13 protein-coding genes are annotated in these 15936 nt (G+C 73.2%); all 13 read left to right on the top strand.

Going from position 1 to position 15936, the window contains the following annotated elements:
- The first annotated feature begins 57 nt into the window (after positions 1–57).
- Positions 58–990, top strand: a complete 933-nt coding sequence (locus ACIF8T_RS05055) for a carbohydrate ABC transporter permease (protein WP_400031222.1) — start codon at positions 58–60, stop codon at positions 988–990.
- Entirely contained in the window at positions 987–1886 is a 900-nt protein-coding gene (locus ACIF8T_RS05060) for a carbohydrate ABC transporter permease (protein WP_400031224.1), read from the top strand. The genes ACIF8T_RS05055 and ACIF8T_RS05060 overlap by 4 nt, the downstream gene beginning before the upstream one ends.
- Positions 1883–3175: a polysaccharide lyase family 1 protein gene (locus ACIF8T_RS05065; protein WP_400031226.1), complete on the top strand. Its 1293-nt coding sequence runs from the start codon at positions 1883–1885 to the stop codon at positions 3173–3175. The genes ACIF8T_RS05060 and ACIF8T_RS05065 overlap by 4 nt, the downstream gene beginning before the upstream one ends.
- Positions 3172–4344: a Gfo/Idh/MocA family protein gene (locus tag ACIF8T_RS05070; RefSeq protein WP_400031228.1), complete on the top strand. Its 1173-nt coding sequence runs from the start codon at positions 3172–3174 to the stop codon at positions 4342–4344. The genes ACIF8T_RS05065 and ACIF8T_RS05070 overlap by 4 nt, the downstream gene beginning before the upstream one ends.
- Positions 4341–5186, top strand: coding sequence for a PmoA family protein (locus tag ACIF8T_RS05075; RefSeq protein ID WP_400031230.1), 846 nt, complete (start codon positions 4341–4343; stop codon positions 5184–5186). Before ACIF8T_RS05070 ends, ACIF8T_RS05075 begins: the two co-directional genes overlap by 4 nt.
- Complete coding sequence (locus ACIF8T_RS05080; protein ID WP_400031232.1) at positions 5183–6703, top strand: family 43 glycosylhydrolase; 1521 nt, start codon at positions 5183–5185, stop codon at positions 6701–6703. Before ACIF8T_RS05075 ends, ACIF8T_RS05080 begins: the two co-directional genes overlap by 4 nt.
- Positions 6704–6741: 38 nt before the next feature.
- Positions 6742–8745, top strand: a complete 2004-nt coding sequence (locus tag ACIF8T_RS05085; RefSeq protein WP_400031234.1) for a pectinesterase family protein — start codon at positions 6742–6744, stop codon at positions 8743–8745.
- Between the two features lie 61 nt (positions 8746–8806).
- Complete coding sequence (locus ACIF8T_RS05090) at positions 8807–10171, top strand: ABC transporter substrate-binding protein (RefSeq protein WP_400031236.1); 1365 nt, start codon at positions 8807–8809, stop codon at positions 10169–10171.
- Positions 10172–10330: 159 nt separating this feature from the next.
- Positions 10331–11134, top strand: a complete 804-nt coding sequence (locus tag ACIF8T_RS05095) for a rhamnogalacturonan acetylesterase (RefSeq protein ID WP_400031237.1) — start codon at positions 10331–10333, stop codon at positions 11132–11134.
- Between the two features lie 28 nt (positions 11135–11162).
- Entirely contained in the window at positions 11163–12473 is a 1311-nt protein-coding gene (locus ACIF8T_RS05100) for a polysaccharide lyase family 1 protein (protein WP_400031239.1), read from the top strand.
- 113 nt (positions 12474–12586) lie between these two features.
- A complete protein-coding gene (locus tag ACIF8T_RS05105) occupies positions 12587–13714 on the top strand; it encodes a pectinesterase family protein (protein ID WP_400031241.1) in 1128 nt (375 codons plus the stop codon).
- A gap of 1 nt (position 13715) precedes the next feature.
- Positions 13716–14741 (top strand): pectinesterase family protein, encoded by a 1026-nt coding sequence (locus tag ACIF8T_RS05110; protein ID WP_400031243.1) that lies wholly within the window; start codon positions 13716–13718, stop codon positions 14739–14741.
- Positions 14742–14771: 30 nt separating this feature from the next.
- Positions 14772–15929, top strand: a complete 1158-nt coding sequence (locus ACIF8T_RS05115) for a dienelactone hydrolase family protein (protein ID WP_400031245.1) — start codon at positions 14772–14774, stop codon at positions 15927–15929.
- The last annotated feature ends 7 nt before the right edge of the window (positions 15930–15936 follow it).

Consider the following 15936-nt stretch of genomic DNA (forward strand, 5'->3'; position numbering starts at 1 on the left):
AAGAAAGCGCTTCACCCAGCTCGCGAACGCACGACGTACCAGAAACGGAGAACAGTCATGGCCCAAGCCGCAGCCGTGGCGAAACCGCCCGCGCCACCGAGGCGGCGCCGTGCCTCCGCCACCCCGCGCAGGCTTCCCTACCTGCTGATCGCCCCGGCCGCCCTGCTCATGCTGGGCTTCATCGCCTACCCGGTGATCAGCGTCTTCTACTACAGCCTGCAGCACTACAACCCCACCAAGCCGTGGCGCAACGGCTACGCGGGCTTCGAGAACTTCACGGAGATCTTCACCGCGGACCCGCTGTTCTGGGACACCCTGGTCTTCAGCGCCAAGTGGGTCTTCGTCGAGGTCGGCCTCCAGCTCCTGTTCGGCCTCGCGCTCGCGCTCATCGTCAACCAGACCTTCGTGGGAAGGGCGCTGGGACGCGCCCTGGTCTTCTCCCCGTGGGCCGTCTCCGGCGTGCTGACCTCCGCGATCTGGGTGCTGCTGTACAACTCCCAGACCGGCATCACCCGCTACCTCGCCGACCTCGGCATCGGCTCGTACGGCACCAGCTGGCTGTCGGACACCTCCACCGTGTTCCCGGCGGCGATCGTCGCCGACCTGTGGCGCGGCGTGCCCTTCTTCGCGATCCTCATCCTCGCCGACCTCCAGTCCGTCTCGAAGGACCTGTACGAGGCCGCCGAGGTCGACGGGGCGAGCCGGATCAAGCAGTTCTGGCACATCACGCTGCCCCACCTGAAGGACGCCATCATCCTGTCCACGCTGCTGCGCGCGGTGTGGGAGTTCAACAACGTCGACCTGCTCTACACGCTGACCGGCGGTGGACCCGCGGGCGAGACCACGACCCTGCCGCTGTACATCGCCAACACCTCCGTCGAGTCCCACAACTTCGGTTACGCGTCGGCCCTCACCACGGTCGCGTTCGTGATCCTGCTCTTCTGCTCGATGGTCTACCTGCGGCTGAGCAAGTTCGGAGGCGACAAGTGATCACCAAAGAGGCCACCGTGCCCGCCCCGGCGCCCGCGCCCGCCGTCCCCGAACCGCCGCGGCCGGCGCGCGGCCGCCGCCGCGCCTGGGACGAGGCCCCCCGCTGGCAGATCTACCTGCCGCTCTCCGTCTACCTCGTCTTCACCCTGATCCCGTTCTACTGGATCCTGCTGTTCGCCCTGCGCCCGGCCGGCTCGACCTCGCTGGTGCCCTGGCCGGTCACCTTCGACCACTTCGAGAAGGTGTGGACGGAGCGGTCCTTCGGCACCTTCTTCCAGAACAGCGTGCTCGTCGGCGTCGCCACCCTCGTGATGACGACGATCGTCGCGCTGGCCGGCGGCTACGCCCTCGCCCGGTTCGACTTCAAGGTCAAGCGGGCGTTCATGCTCGCCCTGCTGTGCTCCCAGTTCGTGCCGGGCGCGCTGCTGCTGGTCCCGCTGTTCGAGATCTTCGCCGAACTCCAGATGATCAACTCGCTGGTCAGCGTCATCATCGCCGAGACGGTCTTCCAGCTGCCGCTGTCGATGATCCTGATCAGCAACTTCATCAAGAACGTGCCGTACTCCCTGGAGGAGGCCGCCTGGGTCGACGGCTGCAACCGCCTGACGGCCTTCCGGATCGTCGTGCTGCCGCTGCTGCGGCCCGGCCTGATCGCCGTCGGCTCCTTCGCCTTCGTGCACTCCTGGAACCACTTCCTGTTCGCCCTGATGTTCCTCAACAACCAGGAGAAGCAGACCATCCCGGTCGGCCTGAACACCCTGATGAGCGCGGACAGCGTCGACCTGGGCGCGCTCGCCGCCGGCGGCATCATCGCGGCCGTCCCGGTCGTGCTCGTCTTCGCCTTCATCCAGAAGTGGCTGATCACCGGGTTCAGCGCGGGGGCGGTGAAGGGATGAGGGTCCGTCACCTCGCGTCGGCCGCCGCGCTGCTGGGCGCGCTCTGCGTCCCCGCGCAGGCCCAGGCGCGCGACATCGGCCGCGACACCCTGCCCGCGCACGACGGCTGGGCCGCCCACGGCACCGGCACCACCGGCGGCGCCGCGGCCGACGACGCCCACGTGTACACCGTCACCGACCGGGCCGGGCTCGTCCGCGCCCTCGACGGCGGCAGCGACACCCCGAAGATCATCAAGATCGCCGGGACCGTCGACGCCAACACCGACGACGACGGCGGGCGCCTCGACTGCGCCGACTACGCCACCGGTGGCTACGACCTGAAGAAGTACCTCGCCGCCTACGACCCCCGCACCTGGGGCACGGCCCGGCCCAGCGGCCCCCAGGAGGAGGCCCGCCGGGCGTCGGCGGCCCGGCAGGCCGAGCGCGTCGAACTGGCCGTCGGCTCCCACACCACGCTCGTCGGCCTCGGTTCCTCCGCCGTCCTGAAGGGCGCGAGCCTGCGGGTCGACGGCGCGCACAACGTCATCGTCCGCAACCTCGACCTGCGCGACGCCTACGACTGCTTCCCCGCCTGGCAGCCCAACACCGGCGGCCTCGGCGACTGGAAGGCGGCGTACGACAACCTCTGGCTGCGCGGCGCCACGCACGTCTGGGTCGACCACGTCACCGCCTCCGACCGGGGCCACCTCGACGAGGACGAACCCAGCTGCTTCGGCCGGAACTACCTGCGCCACGACGGCCTGCTGGACATCACCAACGGCTCGGACCTGGTGACGGTCTCCTGGAGCCGGTTCGCCGACCACGACAAGGCGATGCTCATCGGCAACAGCGACACGGCCACCGGCGACCGCGGCCGGCTGCGCGTCACCCTGCACCACAACGAGTTCGAGGCCGTCGTCCAGCGCGCCCCGCGCGTCCGCTTCGGCCAGGTGCACGTCTACAACAACCGCTACGTCGTCCCCGACGACGCCCACGACCACCGCTACGCGCTCGGCGTCTCCACCGAGTCCGCCGTGCACGCCGAGAACAACGCCTTCACCACCCCCGGCCACGTCGAGGCCGCCGACCTGGTGAAGAGCTGGAACGGCACCGCCCTGCACGCCACCGGCACCCTCTTCAACGGCTACCCGGTCGACCTGCTGGACATCCACAACGCCTACAACTCCGGCAGCGAACGCGACCTGACCGCCGACGTCGGCTGGACGCCCGCGCTGCACGGCCCGATCGACAGCGCCCGGCAGGCGGACCGCGAGGTCGCCCGCGGCGCGGGAGCCGGGAGGATCCGATGACCGCGAACGCCACCCCGCTGCCCGTCGTCCTCGCCGGCGCCCGCGGCCACGGCCGCTGGCACGTCGAGAACATCCGCCGCCTCCAGGACCGGGGCCTGGTCCGGCTCGCCGGCGTCTGCGAACTGACCCCCCTGAGCGAGGAGGAGCTGGCCGGCCTCGGCAGCCCCGAGCAGTCCGCCGACTTCGGCGCCCTGCTGGACTCCACCGGCGCCCGGATCGCCGTGATCTGCACGCCCATCCCGACCCACACCGACCTCGCGCTGACCGCCGCCCGCCGGGGCGTCCACCTCCTGCTGGAGAAGCCGCCCGCCCCCGGCTACGCCGAGTACCGCCGCATGGCCGACGGGGTCGCCGAGGCCGGGGTGGCCTGCCAGATCGGCTTCCAGTCGCTGGGCTCGCACGCCGTGCCCGCGATCCGCGAGCTGGTCGCCGAGGGCGCCGTCGGCCGGCTCGTCGGCATCGGCGGTGCCGGGGTCTGGGTGCGCGACGAGGCCTACTTCCGGCGGGCGCCCTGGGCGGGCCGCCGGCGGCTGAACGGCGTCGACGTCGTCGACGGCGCGCTGACCAACCCCCTCGCGCACGCCGTCGCCACCGCCCTCGCGCTCGGCGGCAGCACCCGCGCCGAGGACGTCACCGGCATCGAGACCGAGCTGCTGCGCGCCAACGCCATCGAGTCCGACGACACCTCCTGCGTCCGGATCGGCACCGCGCAGGGCCACCCGGTCACCGTCGCCGCGACCCTGTGCGCGGAGCGGGCCGACGAGCCGTACGTCCTGGTGCACGGTGACAGGGGGCGCATCACCTTCTGGTACAAGCAGGACCGCGTCCTGCTCCAGCGCGCCGGCCACGGCCCGGAGGAGACCGAGTACGGCCGCACCGACCTGCTGGAGAACCTCGTCGCCCACCTCACCACCGGCGCCGACCTGCTCGTCACCCCCGAGGACACCGGCGCCTTCATGCAGGTCGTGGAGGCGATCCGGCAGGCCCCCGACCCGGTGCCGCTGCCCGACGGCGCCTGGCGCCGGATCCCCGCCGAGAACCGCAGGGTCGTGCCCGGCGTCGACGGACTCGTCGCCGCGGCCGCCGACACCCTCTCCCTCTACTCCGAGCTGGGCGCCCCCTGGGCCCGCCCCGCGGCACACCGCCCGAAGGAGGTGAGCGCCCGATGAGCGGCGACGACACCGCCGTCCTGCGCGTCGCGGGCCGTCCGGTCGGCCGGTACGTCACCCGGCCCGAGCTCCCGGCGCGCCTGTCCCCGCGTCCCTACCTGCACCCCGTCACCACCCTGGCCGGCACGGCGGTCACCGAGCTGAGCCCCGCCGACCACGCACACCACCTCGGCGTCGGTGTCGCCGTTCCCGACGTCGAGGGGCACAACTTCTGGGGCGGCCGCACCTACGTGCGCGACCGGGGCCCCACCGAGCTGGACAACCACGGCTCGCAGCGCCACACCGGCTTCCAGCTGCGCGACCCCGACGGGTTCGTGGCGGAGCTGCGCTGGGTCGCCGCCGGGGCCGAGCTGCTGCGCGAGCGCCGCACGGTCGCCGCCACCGAACTCACCGGCACCGCCTGGGCGCTGGACTTCACCTTCTCCCTCACCAACGTCACGCCGGGCACGCTGACCATCGGCAGCCCGGCCACCAACGGGCGCCCCGGAGCGGCCTACGGCGGCTTCTTCTGGCGCGCCGCCAAGGAGGCCGGCGCCCCGGACGTCTTCACCCCCGACGCCGAGGGCGAGGCGGAGGTGCACGGCGGGCGCGCCGACTGGCTCGCGCTGGCGGGCTCCACGTGGACGCTGGTCTTCGCCGGGGCGACGGAGGCCACCCGCCGGGACCCGTGGTTCGTGCGCACCGCCGAGTACCCGGGCGTCGGCTCGTCGCTCGCGTCCGGGCAGCGGCTCGCCGTCCCGGCCGGCGACACCGTCGTACGGCGGATCGTCACCGTGGTCGCCGACGGCCGCCTGGACCGCGCCGCGGCCGCCGCCCTCGTCCGCAAGGCGGTGAGCGCGTGAGCGTCCGGCAGACCGACACCACCTACCGCAACCCGGTCCTGAACGCCGACTGGTCCGACCCGGACGTGGTCCGGGTCGGCGACGACTTCTACCTGACCGCCTCCAGCTTCGGCCGCGCCCCCGGCCTGCCGCTGCTGCACTCCCGCGACCTGGTCAACTGGACCCTGGTCGGACACGCCCTGGACCGCCTGGAACCGGCGGCCGCGTTCGACCGGCCGCGCCACGACTGCGGTGTCTGGGCCCCTTCCCTGCGCCACCACGACGGCCGCTTCTGGATCTTCTGGGGCGACCCGGACCACGGGATCTACCAGGTCAACGCGCCGGAGATCCGCGGTCCGTGGACCCGCCCGCACCTGCTGAAGGCGGGCAAGGGCCTGATCGACGCCTGCCCGCTGTGGGACGACGAGACCGGCGAGGCCTACCTGGTGCACGCCTGGGCCAAGTCCCGGTCGGGCGTCAAGAACCGCCTCACCGGCCACCGCATGCGCCCCGACGGCACCGCCCTGCTCGACGAGGGCAAGGTGATCGTCGACGCCGACCGCATCCCCGGCTGGTTCACCCTGGAGGGCCCCAAGCTCTACCGGCACGACGGCTGGTTCTGGATCCTCGCGCCCGCCGGGGGAGTGGAGACCGGCTGGCAGGGCGCCTTCCGCTCCCGCGACTTCTTCGGGCCCTACGAGGAGCGGATCGTCCTGGAGCAGAAGGACACCGACGTCAACGGCCCCCACCAGGGCGGCTGGGTGCGCACCCCGGCCGGCGAGGACTGGTTCCTGCACTTCCAGCAGCGCGGCGCCTACGGCCGGGTCGTCCACCTCCAGCCGATGCGCTGGGGAGCGGACGGCTGGCCGGTGCTCGGCGACGACGGCGCGCCCGTCACCGTCCACGAGCGGCCCGCCCTGCCGCCGCAGCCGCCGGCCGCGCCCGCCACCGACGACGACTTCCCCGGCGGCCGGTACGGACGCCAGTGGCAGTGGACGGCCAACCGGCAGGAGGGCTGGGCCACCCAGCACGCCGGGGACGGGCTGCGGCTGGCCTGCGTCCGCCCGGCCGACGCGCACGACCTGCGCCGGCTGCCGAACGTCCTCACCCAGCGGCTGCCGGGCACGCCCTGCACGGTCGAGGTCGAGCTGCGGCTCGACAGCGAGGAGCCGGGTGCGCGGGCCGGACTGGCGGTCCTCGGGGACGCGTTCGGCTGGATCGGGCTCCAGCGCGGCGCGGACGGGACCGTGCACCTCGTGCACCGGTTCGCCGAGACGGTCGCGGAGCACGAGCGGGACGCCGACCACCCCCGGCCCGCCGCCGGGGGACGGGCGCGGCTGCGCATCGAGGTCTCCGCCGGGGCGCGCTGCCGCTTCTCCGCCGACACCGGGGACGGCTTCCGCCCGTCGGGGCCCGTCTTCGCCGCCACCCCCTGGCGCTGGGTCGGCGCCCTGCTCGGCCTGTTCGCCCTCGCGCCGGCCGGCCAGGGACCCGCCGGCACGGCCACGTTCACGCACTTCCGGATCACGCCCTCCTGAGACCGCCCGAGACACCCGTACGCCTGTTGGGAGCCGCAATGACGCACCTCCGTGGCAGCAAGCGCTTGCCGAGACCGGGGCACGGCAAGGTCGTGGCCGCCGTGCTCGGCCTCGTCGCCGCGCTGGGCCTCGGCTCGGCCGGCGAGGCCCGGGCCGTTCCCCAGGGCCGGGAGGAAGCGGCGCGAGCCGCCCCGGCGGCGGACCGCTGGACCGACCGGCCGCACGGCTTCGCCTCCCTGGCCGGCGGCACCACCGGCGGCGCGGGCGGCAAGGTCGTCACGGTCACCGACCAGGCCGCGCTCGCCCGGTACGCGGCGGCACCCGAGCCCTACGTCATCCGGGTCCGGGGCGCGATCACCGCCGAGCCGTTCGGCGCGGCCGTCGAGGTCGCCTCCCACAAGACGATCGTCGGGGTCGGCACGGGCGGCGAACTGGTGCAGGGCGAGTTCCACCTCGCCCCCGGCACGCACAACGTGATCATCCGCAACCTGACGATCCGCGACTCGGCGGTCGAGGGGAACTGGGACTGCAAGGACACCGACTTCGACGGCATCCAGATGGACACCGTCCACCACGTCTGGATCGACCACAACCGCTTCTCGCGCATCTGCGACGGACAGCTCGACATCCGCAAGGACAGCGAGTACGTGACCGTCTCGTACAACCGGTTCGAGGACAACAACAAGACGTTCGGGCTGGGCTGGACGAGCAACGTCAGGACGCAGATCACCGTCGACCACAACTGGTTCCGCGGCACCAAGCAGCGCAACCCGTCGGTCGACAACGCCGCCTACGCGCACCTGTACAACAACTACCTGACCGCGCAGGCGGATCCGGACGACCCCGTGTGGACCTACGGGAACTGGTCGCGCGGCCGGACGCGGATGGTCATCGAGAACAGCTACTACGACCGGGTGCAGCACCCCTACCAGGCCGACGCCACCGCCGAGCTGGTGCAGCGCGGGTCGGTCCTGCGCGACACCACCGGACGGCACGACGAGTGGGGCGCCGCCTTCGAGCCGCGGGAGTTCTACGCCTACCGGCTGGACCCGGCCGCGGCCGTGCCGGCGCTGGTCAAGCGGTTCTCCGGCCCGCAGCGGCGGATCGGCACGGTGCTGCACGTCCCGGCCTCCTACCCGACCGTGCAGTCCGCCGTGGACGCCGTCCCCGAGGGCAACGACGTGCCCGTGACGATCGCCGTGGCGCCCGGCACCTACCGGGAGAAGGTCGTCGTTCCCGCGGCCAAGCCGAACATCCTGCTGCAGGGGACTGGACAGAACCGCTCCGACACGGTCATCGTCTACGACACGCCCGCCGCGTACGGCGGCTCCACCGGGAGCGCGACCGTGCGGATCGCCGCGAACGACGTCACCGCGCGCCACCTCACCTTCGTCAACGACTTCGACGAGGCCGCGCACGAGCTGAGCGGCGAGCAGGCGCTGGCGGTGAAGACGACCGGCGACCGGATCGTCTTCGAGGACACCGCCTTCCTGGGCAACCAGGACACCCTGATGACCGACAGCCCCGCGCTGACCACCGTCAGCCGGGTCTACCTCCGCGACGCCTACATCGAGGGCGACGTCGACTTCGTCTACGGCCGGGCGACGACGGTGATCGAGCGCTCCGTGATCCGCGCGCTCAGCCGGGGTTCGGAGACGAACAACGGCTACGTCACCGCCGCCTCGACCTGGTCGGGCAACCCGTACGGGTTCCTGATCACCCGGTCGCGGATCGTCAGCGACGCGCCCGCCGGGTCCGTCCACCTGGGACGGCCCTGGCACCCCGGCGGCGCACCGGAAGCGGTCGCGCAGGTCCTGATCCGCGACACCGAACTGCCCGCCGCGGTCAAGTCCGCCCCGTGGACCGACATGGGCGGCTTCTCGTGGCGGGACGCGCGGTTCGCCGAGTACCGCAACACCGGCCCGGGCGCGGCGGTCACCGCCGACCGGCCGCAGCTGAGCGACGACGACGCCCGGGCGCACACCGTCGCCGCCCACCTGAAGGGCACGGACGGCTGGGCACCCCACGCCCGCCACCGCTGACGGCCCTGCCCGCCCCCCACACGTCCACCTCCCGTTGGATCCAGAAGAAGAGAGCCGACCAATGAAGATCAGCATCCTCAGAAACAGCTCGGGCGGACGCCGCACGCCGGCCGCCGTGGCCCTGGGCGCCGTGCTCGCCCTGACCGCGACCGCCTGCGGCGACGACGGCAGCGGCGCGGGCGGCGGCCAGGGCGCCGAGGGCAGCGGCAAGGGCAAGATCACCTTCTGGGACAACAACGGCGGTGTCCGCACCGACATCTGGAAGGAGATCATCGCCGACTTCGAGAAGGCCAACCCGGACATCGACGTCGAGTACGTCGGCATCGCCTCCACCGAGTACCAGTCCAAGGTCGACACCGCCATCCAGGGCGGCGGCCTGCCGGACGTCGGCGGCGTCGGCGCGGCGATGCTCGCCGGGTTCGCCGCGCAGGGCGCGCTGGAGCCGCTGGACGACCGGCTCGCCGGCTCCGCGCTGAACGGCAAGCTCAACAAGGACATGGTCGAGTCCCTGAAGGCTGCCGGCGGCGGCGACGACAAGCTGTACTCGATCCCGACCTCCGCGAACAACGGCGTGCTGTACTACCGCACCGACCTGTTCGAGAAGGCGGGCCTGGAGGAGCCGACCACCTGGGACCGGTTCTACGCGGCCGCCGGCAAGCTGACCAGCAAGGGCAAGAACGAGTTCGGGTACACCATCCGCGGCGGCGCCGGGTCCATCGCGCAGGCCCTGGACGCGATGTACGGCCAGTCCGGCATCACGTCGTTCTGGGACTCCAGCGGCGAGAAGACCACCGTCAACGACCCGAAGAACGTCGAGGCGCTGGAGAAGTACGCGGCGCTCTACAAGAAGGCCACCCCCGCGGCCGACCTCAACAACGACTTCACCAAGATGGTCGCCCAGTGGGACTCCGGCACCATCGGCATGCTCAACCACAACCTCGGCTCCTACCAGGACCACGTGAAGGCGCTGGGCCCGGAGAAGTTCCGGGGCATCCCGCAGCCGACCGGGCCGAACGGCAAGCGCGTGCAGGTCTCCAACCCGGTGGACGGCGTCGGCCTGTTCAAGAGCTCGAAGAACAAGGAGGCGGCCTGGAAGTTCATCGAGTTCGCCCTCTCGCACCAGGAGAACTCGAAGTTCAACGAGTCCGCCGGGCAGGTGCCGGCCAACCTGGACGCGGCGAAGGACGCGTGGATCCAGAAGGCCGAGCCGACGAAGCTGGCGGCCGAGGCGCTGAGCGACGGGTCGACCACGATCGTGCAGCTGCCGTACTACCTGCCCGACTGGAACACCATCTCCAAGGCCGACAACGAGCCGAACTTCCAGAAGGTGCTGCTCGGGAAGATGAGCGCGAAGGACTTCCTGGACGGGATGGCCGAGCAGCTCAACGAGGCGCAGGCCGAGTGGGACGAGCAGCAGAAGTCCTGACCCCGGCCGGCTTCCGCCGGGTCCCGCCGCGGGGCGGTCCGTGGTGCGCGGGCCGCGGACCGTCCCCGGCCGGGCGCGCCCACGCGGCAAAGCCGCCCCGAGAGCCCAGCCCCGCGCCCCTCAGGGCGTCCTCCAGCCCCCCGCTCGAAAGGCACCGCCGTGTCACTGAGCCGTAGACAGGTCACCTCGGCCGCGTTGGCCGCCGTCCCCCTCGCCTTCGCCGCGACCGGTACCGCCCGGGCCGCCACCGGGCACCGCACCCCCCGCACCCTCCACCTCGCCGGTGACTCCACCGCCGCGCAGAAGTACACCGACGCCGCCCCCGAGACCGGGTGGGGGACGGCGCTGCCCTTCTTCCTGCACCGGGACCGGCCCGTGGCCAACCACGCCGTCAACGGCCGGAGTTCCAAGAGCTTCGTCGACGAGGGCCGGCTCGACGCCGTCCTGGCGCGGATCCGTCCCGGCGACTTCCTGCTGATCCAGTTCGCCCACAACGACGAGAAGGCCGCGGACCCCGCCCGCTACACCGAGCCGTGGACGACGTACCAGGACCACCTGCGTCTGTACGTCGACGGGGCCCGGGCCCGGGGGGCGCGGCCCGTGCTGGCCACCCCGGTGGAGCGGCGGCGCTTCGACGCCGACGGCAACGCCGTGCCGAGCCACGGCGAGTACCCGGCGGCGATGCGGGCGCTGGCCGGGGAGGAGGGGGTGGCCCTGCTCGACGTCCAGGCCCTGTCACTGGCGCTGTGGCAGGAGCTCGGGCCCGAGGAGACGAAGACGTACTTCAACTGGACCGCCGGCGAACAGGACAACACGCACTTCGCCCCGCTCGGGGCGATCGCCGTGGCGCGGCTGGTGGCGCGGGAGCTGCTGCGCACCGGCGTGCTCGGCCCGCGCGACGTGCGCAGGCTCGACGAGGAGGTCCCCGCGTCCTGGATCACCTGGCCGGAGGCCTCCGCGTAACCCCCGACGAGAAGGAGAGAGCCGCACCATGAACGCACAGAAGTGGCATGGGCATGCCACAACAAGGGTGGCCGTGCTGGCCGGCTGCACGGCGCTCGTGCTGTCCCTGACCGGCACCGGCGCCCAGGCCGGCGGCCGCGACCCGGGCCGCGAGGTCCTCGGCGCCCGGGACGGCTGGGCCGCCGAGGGCACCGGCACGACGGGCGGATCGGCCGCCGACGCCGAGCACGTCTACACGGTCACCACCTGGGAGGAGTTCCGCGCCGCCCTGGCGGACGGCGGTCCGGGGCCCAGGATCATCCGGGTGAAGGGCATGATCGACGCCGTCTCGCAGGGCTGCGAGGCGTTCGAGGCCGAGGGGTACGACTTCCAGAAGTACCTCGCCGCCTACGACCCCGCCGTCTGGGGCCACGACACCCCGGTCAGCGGCGAGCAGGAGGACCTGCGGGCCGCGTCCGCCGCCCGCCAGGACCGGGCCATCAAGGCGAACGTCCCGGCCGACACCACCATCGTCGGCGTCGGCAGGAACTCCGGCATCCTCGGCGGCAGCCTCCAGATCAAGGGCGTCGACAACGTCATCGTCCGCAACCTCACCATCGAGGCCCCGGTCGACTGCTTCCCGCAGTGGGACCCGACCGACGACAACGGGACCGGCGCCTGGAACTCCGAGTACGACGGCGTGGTCGTGTACGGCTCCACCCACGTGTGGATCGACCACAACACCCTCACCGACGGCCGCCACCCCGACAGCGGCCTGCCCGCCTACTTCGGCAAGACCTACCAGCAGCACGACGGCCTGCTCGACGTGGTGCGCGGCGCCGACCTGGTCACCGTGTCCTGGAACTCGTTCAGGGACCACGACAAGACCATGCTGATCGGCAACAGCGACAGCGCCGGCGCCACCGACACCGGCAAGCTGCGGGTCACCCTGCACCACAACCGCTTCGAGGGCATCGTGGAGCGCGCGCCGCGCGTGCGGTTCGGGCAGGTCGACTCCTACAACAACCACTTCGTGGTCACCAAGGACCAGAAGTGGGGCTACGTCTACGGCATCGGCAAGGAGTCCCGGCTCGTCGCCGAGCACAACGCCTTCACCCTGGCGCCGGGGATCAGCCCGGCGAAGATCCTCAAGAAGTGGAGCGAGGCGCCGCTCACCGCCGGGGACAACTACGTCAACGGCAGGCCCGTCGACCTGATCGCCGTGCACAACGCGGAGATCCCCGCCGAGACCCTCCAGTCCGGCGCCGGCTGGACCCCCACCCTGCGGACGCGGACCGACCACCCCAAGGCGGTCCCGGGCGTCGTCGGCGCCCGCGCGGGCGCCGGGCGCCTGCGCTGACCTCCTCCCGGACCGGCCGGGGCGGCCCGCACCGCGGCCCCAGCAGGGCCGCGCCCGCCCCGGCCACCGCTCCACCCCCTCCCCGCACGAGCCGCACCGCGAAGGAGCAGCGCATGCTCTCGCATCCCCACCGCCCCCTCACCCGCCGGGGTTTCCTCGTCGCGGGCGCCGCCGCGGGCGCCGCCCTCGGCCTCGCCCCCGGCACCGCCCGGGCGGACGCCCGGACCCGCCCGTTCGGCCGGTACGGGTCACCGGCCGCCCGCCGCGACCCCGCGACCCTCTACGTCCATCCCGCCGGCGCGGGCGACTTCACGACGGTCGCCGCCGCCGTGGCCGCCGCGACCGGCACCGGCCGCACCCTGGTCATCGCCCCGGGCACCTACCGCGAGACGGTCGCGGTCCCCGCCGACCGCACCGACATGACCTGGATCGGCGCGGGCGACGACCCGCGCGACGTGGTCGTCGTGTACGACAACGCGGCCGGCACCCCCAAGCCCGGCGGCGGCACCTACGGCACCACCGGCTCCGCCACCACCACCGTCCAGGCGGACGGCTTCACCGCCCACCGGATCACCTTCGCCAACGACTGGCTGCGCGCCGACCACCCGGACGTCACCGGCACCCAGGCCGTCGCGATCAAGGTGCAGGGCGACCGCTCGGCGTTCCACCACTGCCGCTTCCTCGGCCACCAGGACACCCTGTACGCCGACTCCCCGGCCCTGACCGCCTTCGCCCGCCAGTACTACGCCCACTGCTACGTCGAGGGCGACGTCGACTTCGTCTTCGGCCGGGCCACCGCGGTCTTCGAGCACTGCCACTTCCGCACCCTGGACCGCACCGACCTGGCCGGCGCCCCCTACGGCTTCGTCTTCGCGCCCTCCACGGCCGGCGCCAACCCGCGCGGCTACCTGGTGACCAGGAGCCGCGTGACCGGCGAGGCCCCCGACGGCTTCTACAAGCTCGCCCGCCCCTGGGTGCCCAGCTCCGACCGCACCGCCCGCCCGATGCTCACCGTCCGGGAGTCGTGGCTGGGCCCCGGCATCGACGCGGCCGCGCCCTACGCGAACATGTCGGACGCCTACCCGTGGCAGGACCAGCGGTTCGCCGAGTACCGCAACACCGGCCCGGGCGCGGCCGTCACCGTCCCCGCGAACCGGCCCCAGCTTTCCGAGGCGGAAGCGGGGTCGGCGACCCGCGCGGCCTGGCTCGGCGACTGGCGGCCGGCGCGGGAGGCGTGCTGAGATGCGCCGGCGCGCCCTGCTCACCGGGCTCGCCGGCGGCCTGGCCGCCGCCGGCACCCGCCCCGCCCTCGCCGCCCCGCACCGCCGCGTCCTGCACGTGCGCCCCGGCGACTCCGTCCAGGCCGCCGTGGACGCCGTCGACGGCCCCGGCTGGACGATCGTGGTCCACCCGGGCACCTACCGGGAGGTCGTGCACGTCCCCGCCGGGGCGGCCGGCCTGACCCTGCGCGGCGCCACCCGCGACCCGCGTGACGCGGTCGTCGTGTACGACAACGCCAACGGCACCCGCCGGCCCGACGGCACGACGTACGGCACCGCGGGCTCCGCCACCTTCTCCTCGGCGGCCCCCGGCCTCACCGTCCGCGACCTGACGCTCGCCAACGACTGGCTGCGCGCCGACCACCCCGACATCACCGGCACCCAGGCCGTGGCCGCGTACGTCACCGGCGACCGGTCGGCCTTCGACCGCGTCCGCTTCCTGGCCCACCAGGACACCCTGTTCGCCGACACCACCGAACTCGGCGCCTTCGGCCGGCAGTACTACCGGCACTGCCACATCGAGGGCGACGTCGACTTCGTCTTCGGGCGGGCCACCGCCGTGTTCGAGGAGTGCCGCTTCCACACCCTGCCCCGCGCGGTCGGCTTCACCCCCAAGGGCATGGTCTTCGCCCCGTCCACCGCCCGTGCCAACCCCCGCGGCCTGCTCGCCGTCCGCTGCCGCTTCACCTCGGGCGCGGAGGACGGGGCGTACAAACTGGCCCGGCCGTGGGTCCCGTCGTACGAGACGACCGCCTGGCCGTCCCTCGTCGTCCGGGACAGCCGGATCGGGCCCGGCATCGACGCGGCGGCGCCGTACACCAACATGCGCGAGGCCCACCCCTGGCAGGCCATGCGGTTCGCCGAGTACCGCAACACCGGGCCGGGCGCCGCGGTCACGGATCCCGCGAACCGGCCGCAGCTCACCGGCGCGCAGGCCCGCGCGCACACCAGGGAGACCTACCTCGGCGACTGGAGGCCCCATGCGTAGGACCGCGGCACGCGCACCCCGGGAGGACGCATGAGCGGCCGTGACGCGGTGGGGCGCCGCACCTTCGTGACGGGAGCGGCGGCGATGGCCCTCTTCGGGGGAGCGGACCCGGCGCGGGCCGCCGAGCTCGTCGGCGGCAACCTGCCCGGCTTCCACCCCGCCCTCAAGGACGAGCTGCGCTTCCCGCTCGCCTGGGGCACCTCCCCGGTCCGTGACGTCCGGGCGTGGCGGCGCGCGGCCCGCGCCGCGGTCGAGGAGCACCTGCTCGTCGACCGGCAGGACGGGACGCCGTACGCGCCCGAGTTCGGGCCGCGCTCCGACGCGGACGGCTACACGCGGGAGTCGGTGACCGTCTCCCTCACCCGCTACGAACGCGTCCGCGGATCCCTGCTCACCCCGCACGGCCCCGGGCCCTTCCCCGCCGTGCTGCTCCTGCACGACCACGGCGCCCGGTTCGACATCGGCAAGGAGAAACTCGTCCGGCCCTGGGACGACGACACCCGCCTCGCCTCCGCCACGGAGTGGGCCGGCCGGTACTTCAGCGGCCGGTTCGTCGGCGACGAACTCGCCCGGCGCGGCTACGTCGTGCTCTGCCTGGACGCGCTCGGCTGGGGCGACCGCGGCCCCCTCGCCTACGAGCAGCAGCAGGCCCTGGCGAGCAACCTCTACCACCTCGGCAGCTCACTGGCCGGGCTGACGGCCCGCGAGGACCAGCGGGCCGCCGCCTTCCTGGCGGGCCTGGACCGCGTGGACGCCCGCCGGGTCGCCGCCGTCGGGTTCTCCATGGGCGCCTACCGCGCCTGGCAGACCGCGGCGCTCAGCGACGACGTCGCGGCCGCCGCGAGCGTGTGCTGGATGACCGGCCTGAAGGAGATGATGGTCCCGGGCAACAACACGCTGCGCGGCCAGTCGGCCTACTACATGCTGCACCCCGGGCTCGCCCGGCACCTCGACATCCCGGACGTGGCGAGCATCGCCGCGCCCCGGCCGATGCTGTTCTTCCACGGCAGGCTCGACCCGCTGTTCCCCGCCGACGGCGTCCGCACCGCCCACGAGAAGCTGCGGGCCGTGTGGCGCGCCCGCCGCGCCGAGGAGCGGCTGGTCCTGAGGACCTGGCCGGAGCTCGGCCACGTCTTCACCGACCGCATGCAGGACGAGGTCTTCGCCTGGCTCGACGCCGTGCTGTGATCCGGCG

The sequence above is a fragment of the Streptomyces sp. NPDC085946 genome, from assembly GCF_044540485.1.
In the GTDB taxonomy this organism is placed as follows: domain Bacteria; phylum Actinomycetota; class Actinomycetes; order Streptomycetales; family Streptomycetaceae; genus Streptomyces.

Excerpts from the sequence above, each read along its gene's own strand:
- ACIF8T_RS05055 (WP_400031222.1), top strand. The coding sequence starts at position 58 with ATGGCCCAAGCCGCAGCCGTGGCGAAACCGCCCGCGCCACCGAGGCGG.
- ACIF8T_RS05065 (WP_400031226.1), top strand. The coding sequence starts at position 1,883 with ATGAGGGTCCGTCACCTCGCGTCGGCCGCCGCGCTGCTGGGCGCGCTC.
- ACIF8T_RS05070 (WP_400031228.1), top strand. The coding sequence starts at position 3,172 with ATGACCGCGAACGCCACCCCGCTGCCCGTCGTCCTCGCCGGCGCCCGC.
- ACIF8T_RS05075 (WP_400031230.1), top strand. The coding sequence starts at position 4,341 with ATGAGCGGCGACGACACCGCCGTCCTGCGCGTCGCGGGCCGTCCGGTC.
- ACIF8T_RS05085 (WP_400031234.1), top strand. The coding sequence starts at position 6,742 with ATGACGCACCTCCGTGGCAGCAAGCGCTTGCCGAGACCGGGGCACGGC.
- ACIF8T_RS05090 (WP_400031236.1), top strand. The coding sequence starts at position 8,807 with ATGAAGATCAGCATCCTCAGAAACAGCTCGGGCGGACGCCGCACGCCG.
- ACIF8T_RS05100 (WP_400031239.1), top strand. The coding sequence starts at position 11,163 with ATGAACGCACAGAAGTGGCATGGGCATGCCACAACAAGGGTGGCCGTG.
- ACIF8T_RS05105 (WP_400031241.1), top strand. The coding sequence starts at position 12,587 with ATGCTCTCGCATCCCCACCGCCCCCTCACCCGCCGGGGTTTCCTCGTC.
- ACIF8T_RS05110 (WP_400031243.1), top strand. The coding sequence starts at position 13,716 with ATGCGCCGGCGCGCCCTGCTCACCGGGCTCGCCGGCGGCCTGGCCGCC.
- ACIF8T_RS05115 (WP_400031245.1), top strand. The coding sequence starts at position 14,772 with ATGAGCGGCCGTGACGCGGTGGGGCGCCGCACCTTCGTGACGGGAGCG.